Source organism: Allobosea sp. 05T439, assembly GCF_056396005.1.
Genome location: NZ_JBFTKP010000004.1, coordinates 56,813 through 71,161, shown reverse-complemented (window position 1 = coordinate 71,161; position 14,349 = coordinate 56,813). Strand labels below are relative to the sequence as shown.

14 protein-coding genes are annotated in these 14,349 nt (G+C 64.7%); 8 read left to right on the top strand and 6 right to left on the bottom strand.

All coding sequences use genetic code 11. The annotated features are described in order from the left end of the window. Positions 1-5 precede the first annotated feature (5 nt). Together AC1DIO_RS05915 and AC1DIO_RS05910 are read left to right on the top strand one after the other, a co-directional pair. On the top strand, positions 6-971 hold the full coding sequence (locus AC1DIO_RS05915; protein ID WP_476853237.1) for a 2-hydroxyacid dehydrogenase: 966 nt from the start codon (positions 6-8) through the stop codon (positions 969-971). Between the two features lie 32 nt (positions 972-1,003). Continuing rightward, positions 1,004-1,402, top strand: coding sequence for a methylglyoxal synthase (locus AC1DIO_RS05910; protein ID WP_441505853.1), 399 nt, complete (start codon positions 1,004-1,006; stop codon positions 1,400-1,402). On the opposite strand, the gene AC1DIO_RS05905 is transcribed toward AC1DIO_RS05910, so the two are convergent. The 5 genes from AC1DIO_RS05905 to AC1DIO_RS05885 all read right to left on the bottom strand — a co-directional run bounded on the left by AC1DIO_RS05905 (position 1,365) and on the right by AC1DIO_RS05885 (position 7,004). Further along, positions 1,365-4,505: an efflux RND transporter permease subunit gene (locus AC1DIO_RS05905; RefSeq protein WP_476853236.1), complete on the bottom strand. Its 3,141-nt coding sequence runs from the start codon at positions 4,503-4,505 to the stop codon at positions 1,365-1,367. The genes AC1DIO_RS05910 and AC1DIO_RS05905 overlap by 38 nt on opposite strands. Further along, positions 4,502-5,710 carry an efflux RND transporter periplasmic adaptor subunit gene (locus AC1DIO_RS05900; RefSeq protein ID WP_441505851.1) on the bottom strand — a complete coding sequence of 403 codons (1,209 nt, stop codon included), beginning with the start codon at positions 5,708-5,710 and terminating at the stop codon, positions 4,502-4,504. Before AC1DIO_RS05900 ends, AC1DIO_RS05905 begins: the two co-directional genes overlap by 4 nt. Before the next feature lie 19 nt (positions 5,711-5,729). Then, positions 5,730-6,221, bottom strand: a complete 492-nt coding sequence (locus AC1DIO_RS05895) for a MarR family winged helix-turn-helix transcriptional regulator (RefSeq protein ID WP_441505850.1) — start codon at positions 6,219-6,221, stop codon at positions 5,730-5,732. Positions 6,222-6,315: 94 nt separating this feature from the next. Next, a complete protein-coding gene (locus AC1DIO_RS05890) occupies positions 6,316-6,636 on the bottom strand; it encodes a hypothetical protein (protein ID WP_441505849.1) in 321 nt (106 codons plus the stop codon). A 206-nt stretch (positions 6,637-6,842) separates the two neighbouring features. Beyond that, on the bottom strand, positions 6,843-7,004 hold the full coding sequence (locus AC1DIO_RS05885) for a hypothetical protein (protein WP_441479381.1): 162 nt from the start codon (positions 7,002-7,004) through the stop codon (positions 6,843-6,845). Between the two features lie 490 nt (positions 7,005-7,494). On the opposite strand from AC1DIO_RS05885, the gene AC1DIO_RS05880 reads away from it, so the two are divergent. The 6 genes from AC1DIO_RS05880 to AC1DIO_RS05855 are packed head-to-tail and all read left to right on the top strand — an operon-like array spanning position 7,495 to position 13,333. Next, positions 7,495-8,097 carry a nitroreductase family protein gene (locus AC1DIO_RS05880; RefSeq protein WP_476853235.1) on the top strand — a complete coding sequence of 201 codons (603 nt, stop codon included), beginning with the start codon at positions 7,495-7,497 and terminating at the stop codon, positions 8,095-8,097. Positions 8,098-8,106: 9 nt separating this feature from the next. Then, a complete protein-coding gene (locus AC1DIO_RS05875; RefSeq protein WP_441489857.1) occupies positions 8,107-8,982 on the top strand; it encodes an ABC transporter substrate-binding protein in 876 nt (291 codons plus the stop codon). A gap of 29 nt (positions 8,983-9,011) precedes the next feature. Continuing rightward, positions 9,012-10,142: an LLM class flavin-dependent oxidoreductase gene (locus AC1DIO_RS05870; RefSeq protein ID WP_441489858.1), complete on the top strand. Its 1,131-nt coding sequence runs from the start codon at positions 9,012-9,014 to the stop codon at positions 10,140-10,142. A 3-nt stretch (positions 10,143-10,145) separates the two neighbouring features. After that, positions 10,146-10,460: an NIPSNAP family protein gene (locus AC1DIO_RS05865; protein WP_043235378.1), complete on the top strand. Its 315-nt coding sequence runs from the start codon at positions 10,146-10,148 to the stop codon at positions 10,458-10,460. 18 nt (positions 10,461-10,478) lie between these two features. Continuing rightward, positions 10,479-12,347, top strand: coding sequence for a TRAP transporter large permease (locus tag AC1DIO_RS05860; protein WP_476853234.1), 1,869 nt, complete (start codon positions 10,479-10,481; stop codon positions 12,345-12,347). Continuing rightward, the gene (locus AC1DIO_RS05855) at positions 12,347-13,333 is read left to right on the top strand and encodes a TRAP transporter substrate-binding protein (protein WP_441489860.1); all 987 of its coding nucleotides are present in this window, start codon (positions 12,347-12,349) and stop codon (positions 13,331-13,333) included. Before AC1DIO_RS05860 ends, AC1DIO_RS05855 begins: the two co-directional genes overlap by 1 nt. 19 nt (positions 13,334-13,352) lie before the next feature. Here the strand turns inward: AC1DIO_RS05855 and AC1DIO_RS05850 are convergent, their stop codons facing one another. Further along, positions 13,353-14,180 (bottom strand): IclR family transcriptional regulator, encoded by an 828-nt coding sequence (locus AC1DIO_RS05850; protein WP_441489861.1) that lies wholly within the window; start codon positions 14,178-14,180, stop codon positions 13,353-13,355. Positions 14,181-14,349: the final 169 nt, after the last annotated feature.

Here is a 14,349-nt window from a genome sequence, read left to right as displayed (position 1 = left end):
TCATCATGTCAGAAACCATCGTCGTCCTCGATCCCATGGCGCCTGAACGCGCCGACAAGCTCAGGGCGCTCCTGCCGCCGGGTTTCGTCCTCACGCATGGCACGGCGCGCGGCGACGACCACATGAAGGAAATCATCGCGGAGGCCGAATACGCGATCGCGGGACAGGTCGGCGTCAATGCCGAGGTGCTGAAGGCGGCGAAGAAGCTCAAGCTGCTCCACAAATGGGGCGTCGGGGTCGATAATCTCGACACCCAGACCGCCAAGCAGCTTGGCATCAAGGTTKCCCGCACCACGGGCAGCAATGCCGTGCCGGTCGCCGAGTTCACGCTCGGGCTGATGCTTTCGGCCCTGCGTCATATTTCCTTCGGCCATGCCGAGTTGAAGAAGGGGGACTGGCGTGGCGGGCGCTTGCCGGGCGACACCTTCACCCTGTCCGGCAAGACGGTTGGCATCGTCGGCTTTGGCGCCATCGGCCAGAATGTCGCGAAGCTGCTGAAGGGCTTTGGCTGTACGATCCTGTATTCGAAGCGCCAGCCGCTCTCCGCCGCAGAGGAAGTCGAGCTTGGCGCGAAGCACGCTTCGCTGGCAGAACTGCTGGCGAAGTCCGACGTCGTCTCGCTGCATTGCCCCCTGACGCCGGAGACGGCGAACATGATCGACAAGTCTGCCTTCGCTGCGATGAAGAAGACGGCGGTGCTTATCAACGTGGCGCGCGGCGGCGTCGTCGCCGAGAACGACCTGATCGAGGCCTTGCGCGCGAAGGAGATTGCCGGCGCCGCGATGGACGTCTTCGAGATCGAGCCGCTGCCGGCTGACAGCCCCCTGCTCGGGCTCGACAATCTGGTGGTGACGCCGCATCTGGCGGCGATCGCATCCGACAATTTCGCCCCGACGGTGAAGCGGATGTTCGACAACATCGCCCGTGTCTCGCGCGGCGAGCCCGTGCCCGAGCGCGACAGCGTCGTCTGAGCCCGCGCGGGGCTGGAACAGGGAAGGCGGACATGACGAAACGCCTCGGCATCGGCTTGATCGCCCATGACCGCAAGAAGCCCGATCTTGCGGCCTGGGTGACGCGAAACATCCAGGTTCTGAGCGCGCATCGGCTTGTGGCCACGGCGACGACGGGTTCTGTGCTGAAGCAGAGCCACCCCGATGTCAGTGTCGAGACAGTGAAGAGTGGCCCGCTCGGCGGCGATCAGCAGATCGGAGCGATGATCGCCGAGGGGAAGATCGACGTGCTGATCTTCTTCCCCGATCCGCTTGCCGCCATGCCCCATGACGTGGACGTCAAGGCGCTGCTTCGCCTCGTTCTGGTCTACGATATCCCGGCCGCGTTCAGCCCAAGCACGGCCGACGCATTGATCATGTCGGACGTGTTCTCTCCCGCACGGCGGCGGTAGTCGGCTTCGGGTTCGCCCATCTCGCGATGGTCAGCGCCTTCGACACGCGCTCCATGTAGAGAAACAGCACCGGCGTGATGAAGAGCGTCAGCACCTGCGAGATCAGCAGTCCGCCGACCACCGCGATGCCGAGAGGTTGACGCAGCTCGGCGCTGGCGCCGGCGCCGAGTGCGATCGGCAAGGTGCCCATCAGCGCCGCCAGCGTCGTCATCAGGATCGGGCGGAAGCGCATCAGACAGGCGCGGTGGATCGCATCCTGAGAGGGCACGCCCTCGCGTTGCAGCACGAGCGCGACATCGATCATCATGATCGCGTTCTTCTTGACGATGCCGATCAGCATCAGCATGCCGATGATMGCGATCACCGACAGGTCGAGGCCGAAGAGACGCAGCGCGGCCAGGGCGCCGATGGCCGCCGATGGCAGGCCGGTCAGGATCGTCAGCGGATGGATGAAGCTCTCATAGAGGATGCCGAGCACGATATAGATCGTCAGGATCGCGCCGGCGATCAGCAGGCCCTGGTTGGCGAGCGAATCCTGGAAGGTCTTGGCGGTGCCGGCAAGCGTCGTCGAGAGCGTCGTCGGTAACCCAAGCTCCGTCTTGATGGTGTTGATCCTGGTCACGCTGTCGCCGAGCGCGACGCCCGCAGGGAGGTTGTAGGAAATGGTCACCGCCGGAAGCTGGCCGAGCTGGTTCACCGTCAGCTGCCCCGCCGTGCGCTCGACGCGGGTGAAGGAGCCGAGCGGGACAAGCAGGCCATTGCTGGCGCGCACGCGGATCGCGTCGAGCTTGTCGGCCGTCCAGCCAAGAGCGGGGTCGAACTCGACAACCACCTCATAGCTGTCTCCGGTGGTGAAGATGGTCGAGACCTGACGAACGCCAAAGCCGGAATACAGCGTCGAGCGCAGGGTGTCGGCGCCGATCTGCAGTGAGTTTGCCTTGTCGCGGTCGATGACCAGGGTCGCTTGCAGGGCGTTGTTCTGGAGATCGGTGGTGACGTCGGTGAAGGTCGCGCGATCCTGGCTCATCGCATCGGCGAGCTTCAGCGCCCAATCGTTCATCTGCGTCTGGTCGAGGCCTTGCACCACGAGCTGATATTGGCTCTTGGAGGCGCGCGCGCCGATATTGAGGTTCTGAACCGGTGTCATGAAGGCGTTGATGCCGGCGACCTGTGCGAGCTGCCTGCGCAGGTCGGAGAGCACGGTCTGCAGCGCAGGACGTTCGGTTCTCGGCTTCAACTCGACGAAGAGGCGCCCGGCATTGAGCGCGCCGCTGCCGCCACCGCCGCCTCCGCCTCCGACTGAGGACGCGACATGGCTGACATAGGGCGAGTTGCGGAAGACGTCGGCAACCTCCTTCTGCAGCCTTTGCATCGCGGGGAATGAGATATCCTGCCTCGCTTCCGTCGCGACCTGGAGCTGACCTATATCCTCTTGCGGGAAGAAACCTTTGGGCGCGGTCTGGAAGAGCCAGACCGTGCCGATCACTGTTGCGAAGAAGGCAGCAAGCATCAGCGGCTGCACACGCAGACAGAGAGTCAGCGCGCGGTCATAGCCGCGGAGCACGCTCTCAAAGCCGCGTTCGAGCACATGGCCAAGGCCGTGCTCGGGAGCGTGCTGGTCGGCGTTGGTCAACAGCCGCGAGCAGAGCATCGGCGTCAGTGTCAGGGACACGAAGGCCGAGGCGAGGATCGCGACGGTGACGACCACCGCGAACTCGTTGAAGATCCGGCCAATGACACCACCCATCAACAGCACGGGGATGAAGACCGCGACAAGCGAGAGCGAGATCGAGATGATGGTGAAGCCGATTTCGCGCGAGCCCTTGAGAGCTGCGTCAAAGGCTGAGAGCCCATCCTCTTCCATGTGCCGCACGATGTTCTCGAGCATGACGATGGCGTCGTCGACGACGAGGCCGACCGAGAGCGTCAGGCCAAGCAGCGAGATGTTGTCGATGGAGAAGCCGAGCACATACATCGCCGCGAGCGTTGATATGATCGAGATCGGCACGGCAACTGCCGGGATCAGGGTCGCGGTGAGCCTTCTCAGGAAGACGAAGATCACCATGATGACCAGAACGATGGTCAGCCCCAGCGTGAACTGAACATCCTCGACCGCGGCGCGGATCGAGGTCGAGCGGTCATTGAGCTGCGCCAGTTGCGCTGCCGCCGGCAACTGCTCGCGGAACGCCGGCAGCATGGCCTTGACCCTGTCGACGACGTCGACGGTGTTGGCATCGGGCTGGCGCTGCACTGCGAGCACGACGGCCGGCATGCCGTCATAGGTGCTGGCTGTCTGCGTATTCTCGACCGAGTCGATCACCTTCGCGACATCGCCGAGGCGCACGGGCTTGCCGTTGCGCGTGGCGATGATGACATCGGCGAACTGGGCTGCATTTGCGAGCTGTGTGCTGGCCTGGATCGTCAGCTGCTGCCGGTCGTTCTGCACCGTGCCGACCGGAGAATTGTCGTTGGCGGAGGTGATCGCATTCTGCAAGGTGTCGACGCCGATGCCGCGAGCCGCCAGCGCGGTCGGGTCGATGCGGATGCGCACCGCATATTTCTGGCTGCCGAAGATCAGGACCTGCGCAACGCCGTCGACAGTCGACAGGGCAGGCGAGATCACCTGCTGTGCGAAAGCATCGAGTTGCGAGAGCGGGATGATATCGCTCTTCAGCGCGAGCAGGATGATCGGCGCGTCGGMCGGGTTCACCTTGCGATAGCTCGGCGGCGCGGTCATCTCGATCGGCAGCTGCTTCTGGGCGCGCGCAATCGCGGCCTGCACATCGGCGGCGGCGGCATCGATGTTGCGATTGAGTACGAACTGGATGGCAATCGAGGTTGCGCCCTGGGAATTTGTCGTCGCAATGCTGTCGATGCCGGCGATCGTGGCGAACTGTTTGATCAAGGGCGTCGCGACCGAGGTCGCCATGGTGTCGGGAGAGGCGCCGGGCAGTTGCGCCGAGACGTTCACCACCGGGAATTCGGCGCGGGGCAGGGCCGCGACCGGCAGGAAGCGATAGGCGAAGAGCCCTGCGAGGACCAGCGAGACCGACATCAGGATGGTCGCCACGGGGTGGCGGATGCAGAAGCCAGAGATGCTCATGACCGACCTCCGTCGGCGATGGTCTCCTTGCCTGCCGCGGGCTTGGTATCCGCTCCGGGGGGAGCGCGCTCGCGGACGCGGGTTCCGGGCTTGAGCCGCATCTGGCCGTCGACGACCACGCGCTCGCCTGCCGCAACACCGTCCGTGATCACCGTCCTGTCGCCATCGACGAGGGCGATGCTGACCTGCCTCAGCTCGGTCGTGTCGTCCGGCTTGATGACATAGACATAGGAGCCCTTCTGCCCCACCTGCACGGCGACCGTCGGAATGATCGTGGCATTGTCGAGCCTGTCGGCCTCGACTGCGACATCGACATACTGGCCTGGCCAGAGCGAGAGGTCGGCATTGGCGAAAGCAGCCTTGGCCGCGATGGTGCCGGAAGCGATGTCCACACTGGAATCGACGAAGGTGAGGGTTCCTTCTGCCGGCGGGCGCGGCGAGTCGGCGGGTTTCGCGGTGACCTTGAGAACCTTGCCGGCCGTGAGCGCCGCTTGCAGCATGGGTACCTCGCGTTCGGGCAAGGTGAAGGCGACGCGGATCGGCTTGACCTGCGTGATCGTGACGAGGCCCGGGCCCGCGCTGTTGGCGCTGACGAGATTGCCCGGCGTGACCAGCACGGCGCCCGCTCGTCCATCGATCGGTGAGGTGATCTTGCTATAGCTCAGCTTGAGCATGTCTGACTCAAGCGCTGCCTTGTCCGCCAGGATCGTCGCGGCTGCCGTCTTCTCATCGGCAATACCCTGGTCCACGGATTGCTGCGTGCCGGCGTTCTTCGCCAGCAATTGCTGGAAGCGGGCAAGGTCGGCCTGGGCACGGTCATGGGTCGCCTGGTCGCGGGCGAGAGCAGCCTGATCCCTGGCAATCTGAGTGCGCAGATCGCGGTCGTCGAGTGTGAAGAGCAGGTCGCCGGCCCTAACGAATTGCCCGTCCTTGACGTGCTGCTCCATGATCTGGCTGTCGAGCCGCGATTTGACGGTGACGATCGCAGGGGATTCGACGAAGCCGATAGCCCGCTTATGTACGGGGACGTCGTCCGTTGTCGCCTTGGCGGTCACGACCGAAACGGGTGCTTCGCTGCGCGTCGTGGTGGCGCGGGAGCCGCCGTCCTTGCCCTGGTTTGCGCTTGGGAGCTTCAGCCACAGGCCGGCGCCGACGGCGCCCACGGCGAGAATGGCGATCACCCAGAGTGATTTTGAGCCTTTCATCGAGCCTACTCCGCGCAACTCAAAGGGCGCTGCCAGCAGGCACGCGACGCGCGGCTGGCTTCGTCTCGGCGCGCTCCGGGGCTCCGTGCCTCAGCCTGTCCCGGACAGATGCGAGTGTCGCGAGGGTCGTCGAGAGAGAAGGTTCGTCGATACTGTCGAGTACCTCGCCGGCGATCTCTGCGCGCAGCGCATCGAGATCGTCAACGAGCTTTCGACCCGCAGAGGTCAGGTGCAGGAGCCGTGCGCGTCGGTCCTGGGGATCAAGGCGGCGCTCGACGAGTTCCTGGCCTTCCAGCCGGTCAAGCAGGCGCGTCAACGAGATCGGTTGCAGCTCGAGCATCTCGGCGAGCGTGGCCTGATTGAGACCTTCCGCGCGGCGCAGACGAGCCAGCACGCTCCATTGCGCGCGGGTCGTGCCATTTTCCCGTGCGCGCTGGTCGACATAGCTGCGCAGTTGTCGGGAGGTCTCGAGAAGCTGGAAAACGAGTTCGCGCTTGAGTGGGCGCCGCATGCTCAGGCCTCCATATCATAAGCTAGCTCATGGTATGGAGGCGATTGCGGCATTTCGGCGTTGCGGTGGTGGAGATTTGAAGTCGAAGCCGATGTCAGGATGCAGGGTGAGGAGGCTGCGGCACCCGGGCCGGCTTCGACTGCCCGACATGACACGCCAGTTCCGAGAAGGAGAGCGGGGAGTCCCCGGTATTCCTCAAGGCGGCGCTCAGAAAGCGCACGGGGAATGTGACGGCGTCGGCATTGCTCTCMCGGAGTTGGCCCATGCGTCTGTGGTCGGAGCGGAGGCTCGTTTCCGCACGGTCCAGCGCCCACTCGACCTCGGCTTCCTCGACAAGTCCCTTGCGAACCAGCAGGCGCGTGAGTTCGGCTACGGCGACAAGCAGGCCTTCTAGCTGCAGGTTGGCTGTATTCATCGCGAACTCCCATCTGGACCGTGGGCTGCGAGGCCGGCGGCGGCCGCCACCTCAAGTCTGGTCAAAACCCGCCTATGCCTGGTGGCAAGGCTCGGACAGCGCAGACGATCCTACGCTCAACTCTGGCCGGGGCGAAGCAGCAAGCAGGATGCAGCGCGAGCCTTCGTAACGAAGGGCGCCTTTCACACCAAAGAGCAGACAAGAATTCAGCTCGAGGCTTCGATGCCTGCGATGGTGATCAGCCCAGCCAAGGCTAGCCCTGACCAGACAAACTCAGCGAAAAATCCGTGGGTGGGAATACTCCCGGTGAGGACCGAAACGATGCCTCCGCAAAGGACGACTGCCGAGGCGAACACCACGCCATTCATGACCGCAACCTCCCGCATTTCGCCGCAAACGCCGCAGCGACGCAAAGGTTCCGCCTGCTGTCGGAATTTTTCTCGCGGCGGCCGGAGAAGAACCCGGGCGGAGCGTCAGAGGAAGGAAGGGCAAGTTCACGTTCGTTCGGCATGACGGATTCTTGTGCGGTGATCGTGCGGCAGATTTGGGTTTTTGGGCTGCATTCCCCAACGGCAAACGGCAATGGAGAATTGGTTGCTCGTATCTAGAGGCTGTTCGTAAAGAATCTTCCAAATCGATCGTTCGTTTAAACAGACAATTCTATTGACCGGGGCCGGTCCAAGCTCGATGCTTTCTGCACGATATCAGGCGGTCTTCGTAAGCGGCGAAGGCTCGCTCGGCCAGTCGTGAGAGCGTTATCGCGGAYGTTCCCTGCCCGAACGTTCGCAATTCTGCGGCGAACCTGCCTCAGTGCTTTGGTGTCATACTTCTCAATACTGCCTCACGGACATCCGGATCATGCCGACGACTGCCAATGACCGCGCCGCTGACCATGCGATCGATCCACTCTTTCTCGAACGCTGGTCGCCTCGTGCATTCAGTGACGATGAGATCAGCGAAGCCGAGTTGCTCTCTCTGTTCGAAGCCGCGCGCTGGGCGCCATCCTCGTACAATTCCCAGCCCTGGCGTTTMATCTATGCCCGGCGTGCCTCCGCCCATTGGCATCGGCTGCTAGGCCTGCTGAATGCGTTCAATGCGTCATGGGCCAAGGACTCGGCGGCACTCGTCGTGATCGTCTCGAAGTCGACGCTTGCCGTTCCGGGCAAGGTCGAGGAAATCGCCTCCCACACTCATTCCTTCGATGCCGGTGCGGCCTGGGCCCATCTCGCATTGCAGGCGACCCGCTCGGGTTGGCAGGCGCATGGCATGGCGGGGCTCGATCTTGAGCGGGCTGCGGTGGAGTTGAATGTTCCCGGCGGCTATCGGGTCGAGGCGGCCGTCGCCATCGGCAAGGTGGGCGACAAGGCGCAATTGCCCGAGGCACTGCAGGCCCGCGAGGTTCCGAGCCAGCGCAATCCGCTTTCGGCCAGTGTCTTCGAAGGCGCCTTCCCGGCTGGCTGAGGGGACGAGATGAGCGGTCTTCATTCGCCTGGCCGCCTTCGCGTCGGGGTCCATGCCAACAACCTGCATCTGCGCCTTGCGCGGCTGCTCGCGGAGAGGGAGGGCGATCAGCGCTGGGCGTTCGTCGACTATGCCGATGGCCGCGCGACCGGAGAACTGCTCGCCGGCGGCGAGATCGAACTCGGCGGCACCGGCTCGACGCCCCCGCTGACCGCGCAGGATCTGGGGCTCGAGGTGGTCTATCTCGCGGCCTCTCAACCGCGCCCGGCCAATGGTGCCATCCTGAGGCGGAAGGACGAGGCTGAGGTCGCATTGGCAGGCCTCAAAGGCTGCCGGATCGCCCTCGTCGAGGGCTCGTTCCATACCTATCTGCTGGCGCATCTCGCCGAACGGGCTGGCCTGGGCCTTGCGGATTTCAACCGCATCGATCTTTCGCCAGTGGCTTCGGCAAGGGCTCTGCGGCAGGGCGAGGTCGCGGCCTGGATCGCGATGGATCCTCACCTGCCTGTGGAGCTGGATCGAGGCGGGCTTGTCGCCATGGCGGATACGCGAGGCGTCATCCCAAATCGCTCTCTGTTCTGGACGCATCGTCCGGTCCTCGATCGGCGGCCGAACCAGATCGCCGCCTTCCACAAGCACATCGCGCGCATCGCGAGCTTCGTTGAGGACCATGCAGAAGCGGCTGCTCGCCAGCTCTCGGCATCGGGGGATGTCGATGAAGCGCAATGGCTCGCCGTTCTGCGCTCGCGCGATTGGCGCATCTCTGCGATCGACGCCGCCGTTCTGGCCGAACAGGAGCAGGAGGCCGCCTGCCTCGTCCGCCATGGCATTCTTCGGCGAGCGCTCGGCCTCTCCCGGTTCGAAGACGCCGCCGCTTCGGCTTAAGCATCACTGCAAATCATGAGACAAAGCCTATGAATGTGCTCTGGTATCTGACCGCCCCTGACGGCCGCTATCCCTGGAAGAAGGACGGCGCCCGCAAGATGGATCATGCCTATCTGCAGCAATTGGCGCGGGCCTATGATCATCTCGGCTTCACTGGCGCGCTGCTGGCGACCGGTGCGCATGACGTCTGGGTTCTCGGCGCATCGCTGCTGCCCTTCACCGAGCGAATGCGCTTCCTGACGGCGATCCACCCCGGGCTGATCCCGCCGGTGCTGCTGGCCAAGATGGCCGCGACCTTCCAGGAATTCTCCAAGGGGCGGTTGCTGCTCAACATCGTCTCGGGCGACGCCAAGATGCTCGGCGCCTATGGCATGCTGCTGCCCCATGACGAGCGCTACGTGATGGCCGACGAATATCTCACTGTGTTCCGGCGCATCCTCGCCGGCGAAACGGTGACCTTCAAGGGACGCCATGTCGAGACGATCGAGGCCAAGCTCGCTCTCTCGGGTGCTGATCCGATCGTGCAGCCCGATCTCTGGTTCGGGGGCTCTTCCGAGGCTGCGATCGAGGTCGCTGCCAAGCATGTCGATACCTATCTGTCCTGGGGCGAAACCCCGGACGAGATGGCTGCAAAGGTCGGGCATGTGCGGGCGCGCGCCGCGGCCCATGGCCGCGAGTTGAACTATGGCATCCGGCTCTATGTGGTCGTCCGCGAGACCGACGAGGAGGCCTGGGCGGCGGCTCAGGATCTCCATGATCAGATGGACGACGCCGCCATCGCGGCCAATGCCCGTTTCGTGGCCGGCACGGATTCAGTCGGGCAACAGAAGATGACGGCACTGCATGGCGGGTTGAAGCCCAAATTCGCGCGTGACCTCGAGATTGCGCCAGGACTTTGGGCTGGGTTGGGGCTCGTGCGTCCCGGGCCCGGCACTGCAATCGTCGGCTCGCCCGAGACCGTGATCCGGACGTTGCGCGCCTATCAGGCGGCGGGCATCGAGACCTTCATTCTGTCCGGCATGCCGCTGCTCGAGGAAGCCTACCGCTTCGCCGAACTGGTCTTGCCGCATCTCGACGTGGCAAGAACTCCCCGGGCGGGCTCGGCCTTCACCTGGTCCAACCTGTTCGACCGCGACCTCTCAGCGAAAGCCGCAGGCTAAGTCATGATCCTCGACGAACGCACCTATGCCATCAAGCCCGCCCATGTGCGCGATTATCTCGACCTCTATGTCCGCGAAGGCATGGAACTGCAGGTCTCGCATCTCGGCCATCTGATCGGCTGGTTCACCACCGATACCGGCGTGGTCAACGAGGTCGTGCATATGTGGCGCTTCGAGGATGCCGGCGACCGCGAACGTCGGCGTGCCGCAATGGAAGCCGACCCTGCCTGGCAGGCCTTTCGCGCCAAGGCTGCGCCCTATGTTCTCGAGATGCGAAGCCGTATCCTGCGGCCGACCGCCTTTTCGCCCCTGCGCTAAGCTCCTGGCGAACGCGTGATGACAACCTTGGCTGATGTGAGGGCGGAAACGCCCGGGCTTTTGCGTCGCCCTGCCGCGCGCGCGCTGTCGCGCCTCGTCTCGGTCCTCGAGATTGCGGGCGCGGCGTTGCTCGCGATCCTGTTCAGCGTGGTCATTGCGGCTGTCATTCGTCGGTATGTCTTCGGCGGCGGCTTCGTCTGGTCGGACGAGTTGGCGATCTGGCTTCATGCCGCGCTGATCGCCATCGGAGCGCCGCTTGCCGCGACCAGCGCGCTTGCCATGCGGCTCGATGTCATCGTCAGGCTGTTGCCGGCCTCGGGACAGCGAGGGGCGGCGATCCTGGCCGATGGTTTTGCCGTGCATGGCTCACTCGTGCTCGCGCTTGGCGGCGCCGGGGTCGCGGCGCAGGTCGGCGGCGTCTCGACCGTGCTGGGCTTGCCGGAGTCGCTGCGCTTCGGCGTCTTCGCGATCGGGGGCGGACTGACGCTGCTGGTCGTTCTGGCTCGCGCTGCTTTGGACCGCTCCTGGCTCTCGGCAGCGCTTTCGCTTGCGGTCGGGACCGGCTCCTACCTGCTGGCGCAGCAGGTCACCGGGCTCTTCGTCGAGCCACCGAGCCTCATCGCCGCCGGATTTGCCGGGCTTGGCCTGATCCTGGGCGCGCCTCTGCCATTCGCGCTGCTGGCCGGCGTCTCGCTGACAGGGGCCTTTGGCGGGCTGCTTCCCGAGCCAGCGATCGTGCAGAACACGGTCTCCGGGATCAGCAAGTTCCTGCTGCTCGCGGTGCCCTTTTTCCTGTTAGCGGGCGAGTTGCTGACCGAAGGCGGCCTTGCGGAACGGCTCGTGCGCTTTGCCGGCGCGCTCGTCGGGCACCTGCGGGCGGGCCTCGCCCAGACGGCGCTCGTCGCGAGCGTCCTGTTCTCAGGGGCGTCGGGTTCTTCGGTGGCGAATGCCGCCTTCGGGGCCAAGGTGATGGCGCCGACGCTGATCGCCCGTGGTTATCCGCCGGCGCAGGCTGGCGCGATCGTCGCCGGCGTCTCGATGCTGGACAATATCATCCCGCCCTCGATCGCGTTCCTGCTGCTGGCGACTGCGACAAACCTTTCGGTCGGCTCGCTTCTGGTTGGCGGTTTTATCGCTGGTGGGGTGTTGGCGCTGGCTCTCGCCATCGGCATTCATCTCAGCGTGCGCAATGTCGTCGACGCTGCGCCGAAGGCGACCGGTGTCGAGCGCGTGCGAAGCTTTGTCGGGGCGCTGCCCGCGATCGGACTCGGGATCGTCGTGGTGGTCGGCATCCGCTTCGGCGTGGTGACCGTGACGGAAGCGTCTGCGCTCGCGGTGGCCTATTCGTTGGTGACCTGCCTCGCGCTACGGAGCTTGAATGGTCGCACCGTCTTCGCCGCCTTGCGGAAATCGGCGACGGAGGCAGCGGCCGTCGGCCTGCTCATCGGAGCCTCCGCGCCGTTTGCCTTCATGCTCGCGGTCGACCGGGTCTCGGACCAGATGGCAGCCCTGGTGACCGCTCTCGGCGCCGGTCCCTATGCGGTGATCCTGCTCGCCAATCTCGTGCTGCTGGCGGCGGGGCTCTTCCTCGATATCGGCGCTGCGATCCTGCTGCTCGGTCCGCTGCTGTTGCCGGTCGCCGTCGCGGCCGGACTGGACCCGATCCAGTTCGGCGTCATCCTCGTCGTCAACCTGATGATCCACGGGCTGACGCMGCCGCTCGGCATCCTCGTCTATGTCGTCAGCGGCATCTTGCGCATTCCCGCGGGCTCGGTCTTCCGCGCTGTGCTGCCCTTGCTCGGCTCGCTGCTGGTGGCGCTCGCCGTTCTCTCGCTCGGTGCAGCCGTCTGGCCGTCGCTCCCGCTTTCCATCAAGGAGTTCTTCTGATGTCGTTGACCCGCCGCCAAGTCGCCGCAGGCCTGCTTGCCGCGCCCGCGCTCCTCTCGGCTCGTGCGGTCCATGCCGCTGGCCGGCCGGTGACCGTCGCCTCGCTCTTCGGCGAGGACAAGCCAGAGACGAAGATCTGGCGCAGGATCGCGGAGACGCTGAACAGGACCGCGCCCGGCCGCTTCGATCTGCGCATCGTCGGCAACGCGGCACTCGGCGGCGAGAAGGAGGTCGCGGAAGGGATCAGGCTCGGTTCGGTCCAGGCCTCGCTTTCGACGATCTCGGCGCTCTCCTCCTGGGTGCCGGACGGCCAGATCCTCGATCTGCCCTTCCTGTTCCGCGATCGTGGCCATCTCAAGCGCGTGCTTGATGGTGCGCTTGGCGCCGAACTCAAGGCGAAATACGAGGCGCAGGGTTTTGTCGTGCTCGGCTTCATCAATTACGGCGCGCGCCACCTGTTGGCGAAGGAGCCGTTGACGACGCCTGAATCGGTCAAGGGCAAGCGCATCCGCGTAATCCAGAGCCCGCTTCATACCGAGCTCTGGTCGGGACTCGGCGCCTATCCGACGCCGATTCCGATCCCCGAAACCTATAACGCGCTGAAAACCGGCGTCGTCGATGCCATGGACCTCACCAAATCGGCCTATGTCGGCTTCAAGCTGCACGAGGTCGTGCCCTATCTGATCGAGACCGGGCATATCTGGGCGAGCGGCGTCGTCTATGTCTCGGCGTCCTTCTGGAAGGGGCTTACGGCGGAGGATCGCAAGGCGCTGTCCGAGGCGGCAGCCGAAGGCACGTCCTATTTCGATGACCTCATCCTTGCCGACGAGGAGGCATCGATGGCCAAGGCGCAATCCGAGGGGGGCAAGCTCGTCCAACCGGAGGATCGTCCAGGCTGGGAGGCCGGTGCCCGCAAGGTCTGGATCTCATTCGCCCCGAAGCTCGGCGGCATCGAGAAGATCGAAGCGATCGCCAAGGTGGAGTGATCGCGCCCGCCTCGCTTTCTCAGGGATACTGGCGGGCCGTGCTGCTGAGGCTGCGTGAGGGATAGCGCAGCGAAACATCGAACGGATTGAGGCTCGCGCCGAGCGTCGCGGCCTCCCGCTGGAGAATCCGCGCGACATTCGGGCCCCGCTCGTCGCTGAGGCGCTCCGCCAGAGTGCCGATGCTGAGCGCCGCGACGGCGCGGCCTTCTGCATCGAAGACCGGCACGCCGAGGCCGGCCATGCCCGGGATCAGCCCGGTATTGAGGCTGACCCAGCCCAGCTCGCGTGCCTCGGCCAGCGCGATGCGCAGGCCGGCCTCGTCCAGAAAGCCGCGATCGAGCAGACGCGGGATATTGAAGCGGATCACGGCCTCGCGTTCGTCCTCGGGAAGATGCGCGAGAATGGCGAGGCTGCCCTGTCCAATGCCGAGCGGCACCTTGCCGCCGATATCGCCCGTGAAGGACCGGATCGGGAAGGGGCCTTCGACCCGATCGAGGCAGACAGCATCGTAGCCGTTGCGGACCAGCAGGAAGATGGTGTCGTGCAGCGTCGCCGAGAGGCGCAGCAGTACCGGCCGTGCAAGATCGCGCAATCCGCTGGCCTGGCCGGCGCGGGCCGCCAGCACGAAGAAGTCCAGGGCCAGCCGGTAACGCTTCCCACCGGTGACCTGCTCGGCGAAACCTTCCGCGATCAGGTCCTGCAAGGCGCGATGCGCCGTCGGCTGGCTGCAGCCTGCCGCCTCGGAGAGGTCCTTCAGGCGTATACCGGCCGGATCCGCTGCCGCGAGGATGCGCAGGAGACCGAGCGCGCGACGCAGGCTCGATGTCGCTTCGGCTGAATCGTTCATTCGGTTGTCCGAATTTGCATTTCGATGTCCTTTAGAAAATTCCATATGTCGAAATTAACTCAAATGAAATTCTCTTCTATGAAATTATAAATTGACGAATTCGTGCCCCTGCCGCCTCCTTGCGCCGTTGCAGATCGGCGCCCCGTTCGATGCTCCCGGGGTGTCTACC

What these genes read in the sequence shown, in the direction of transcription:
- AC1DIO_RS05910 (WP_441505853.1), top strand. Translation starts at nt 1,004, where the DNA reads ATGACGAAACGCCTCGGCATCGGCTTGATCGCCCATGACCGCAAGAAG.
- AC1DIO_RS05900 (WP_441505851.1), bottom strand. Translation starts at nt 5,710, where the DNA reads ATGAAAGGCTCAAAATCACTCTGGGTGATCGCCATTCTCGCCGTGGGC.
- AC1DIO_RS05895 (WP_441505850.1), bottom strand. Translation starts at nt 6,221, where the DNA reads ATGCGGCGCCCACTCAAGCGCGAACTCGTTTTCCAGCTTCTCGAGACC.
- AC1DIO_RS05885 (WP_441479381.1), bottom strand. Translation starts at nt 7,004, where the DNA reads ATGAATGGCGTGGTGTTCGCCTCGGCAGTCGTCCTTTGCGGAGGCATC.
- AC1DIO_RS05875 (WP_441489857.1), top strand. Translation starts at nt 8,107, where the DNA reads ATGAGCGGTCTTCATTCGCCTGGCCGCCTTCGCGTCGGGGTCCATGCC.
- AC1DIO_RS05870 (WP_441489858.1), top strand. Translation starts at nt 9,012, where the DNA reads ATGAATGTGCTCTGGTATCTGACCGCCCCTGACGGCCGCTATCCCTGG.
- AC1DIO_RS05865 (WP_043235378.1), top strand. Translation starts at nt 10,146, where the DNA reads ATGATCCTCGACGAACGCACCTATGCCATCAAGCCCGCCCATGTGCGC.
- AC1DIO_RS05855 (WP_441489860.1), top strand. Translation starts at nt 12,347, where the DNA reads ATGTCGTTGACCCGCCGCCAAGTCGCCGCAGGCCTGCTTGCCGCGCCC.
- AC1DIO_RS05850 (WP_441489861.1), bottom strand. Translation starts at nt 14,180, where the DNA reads ATGAACGATTCAGCCGAAGCGACATCGAGCCTGCGTCGCGCGCTCGGT.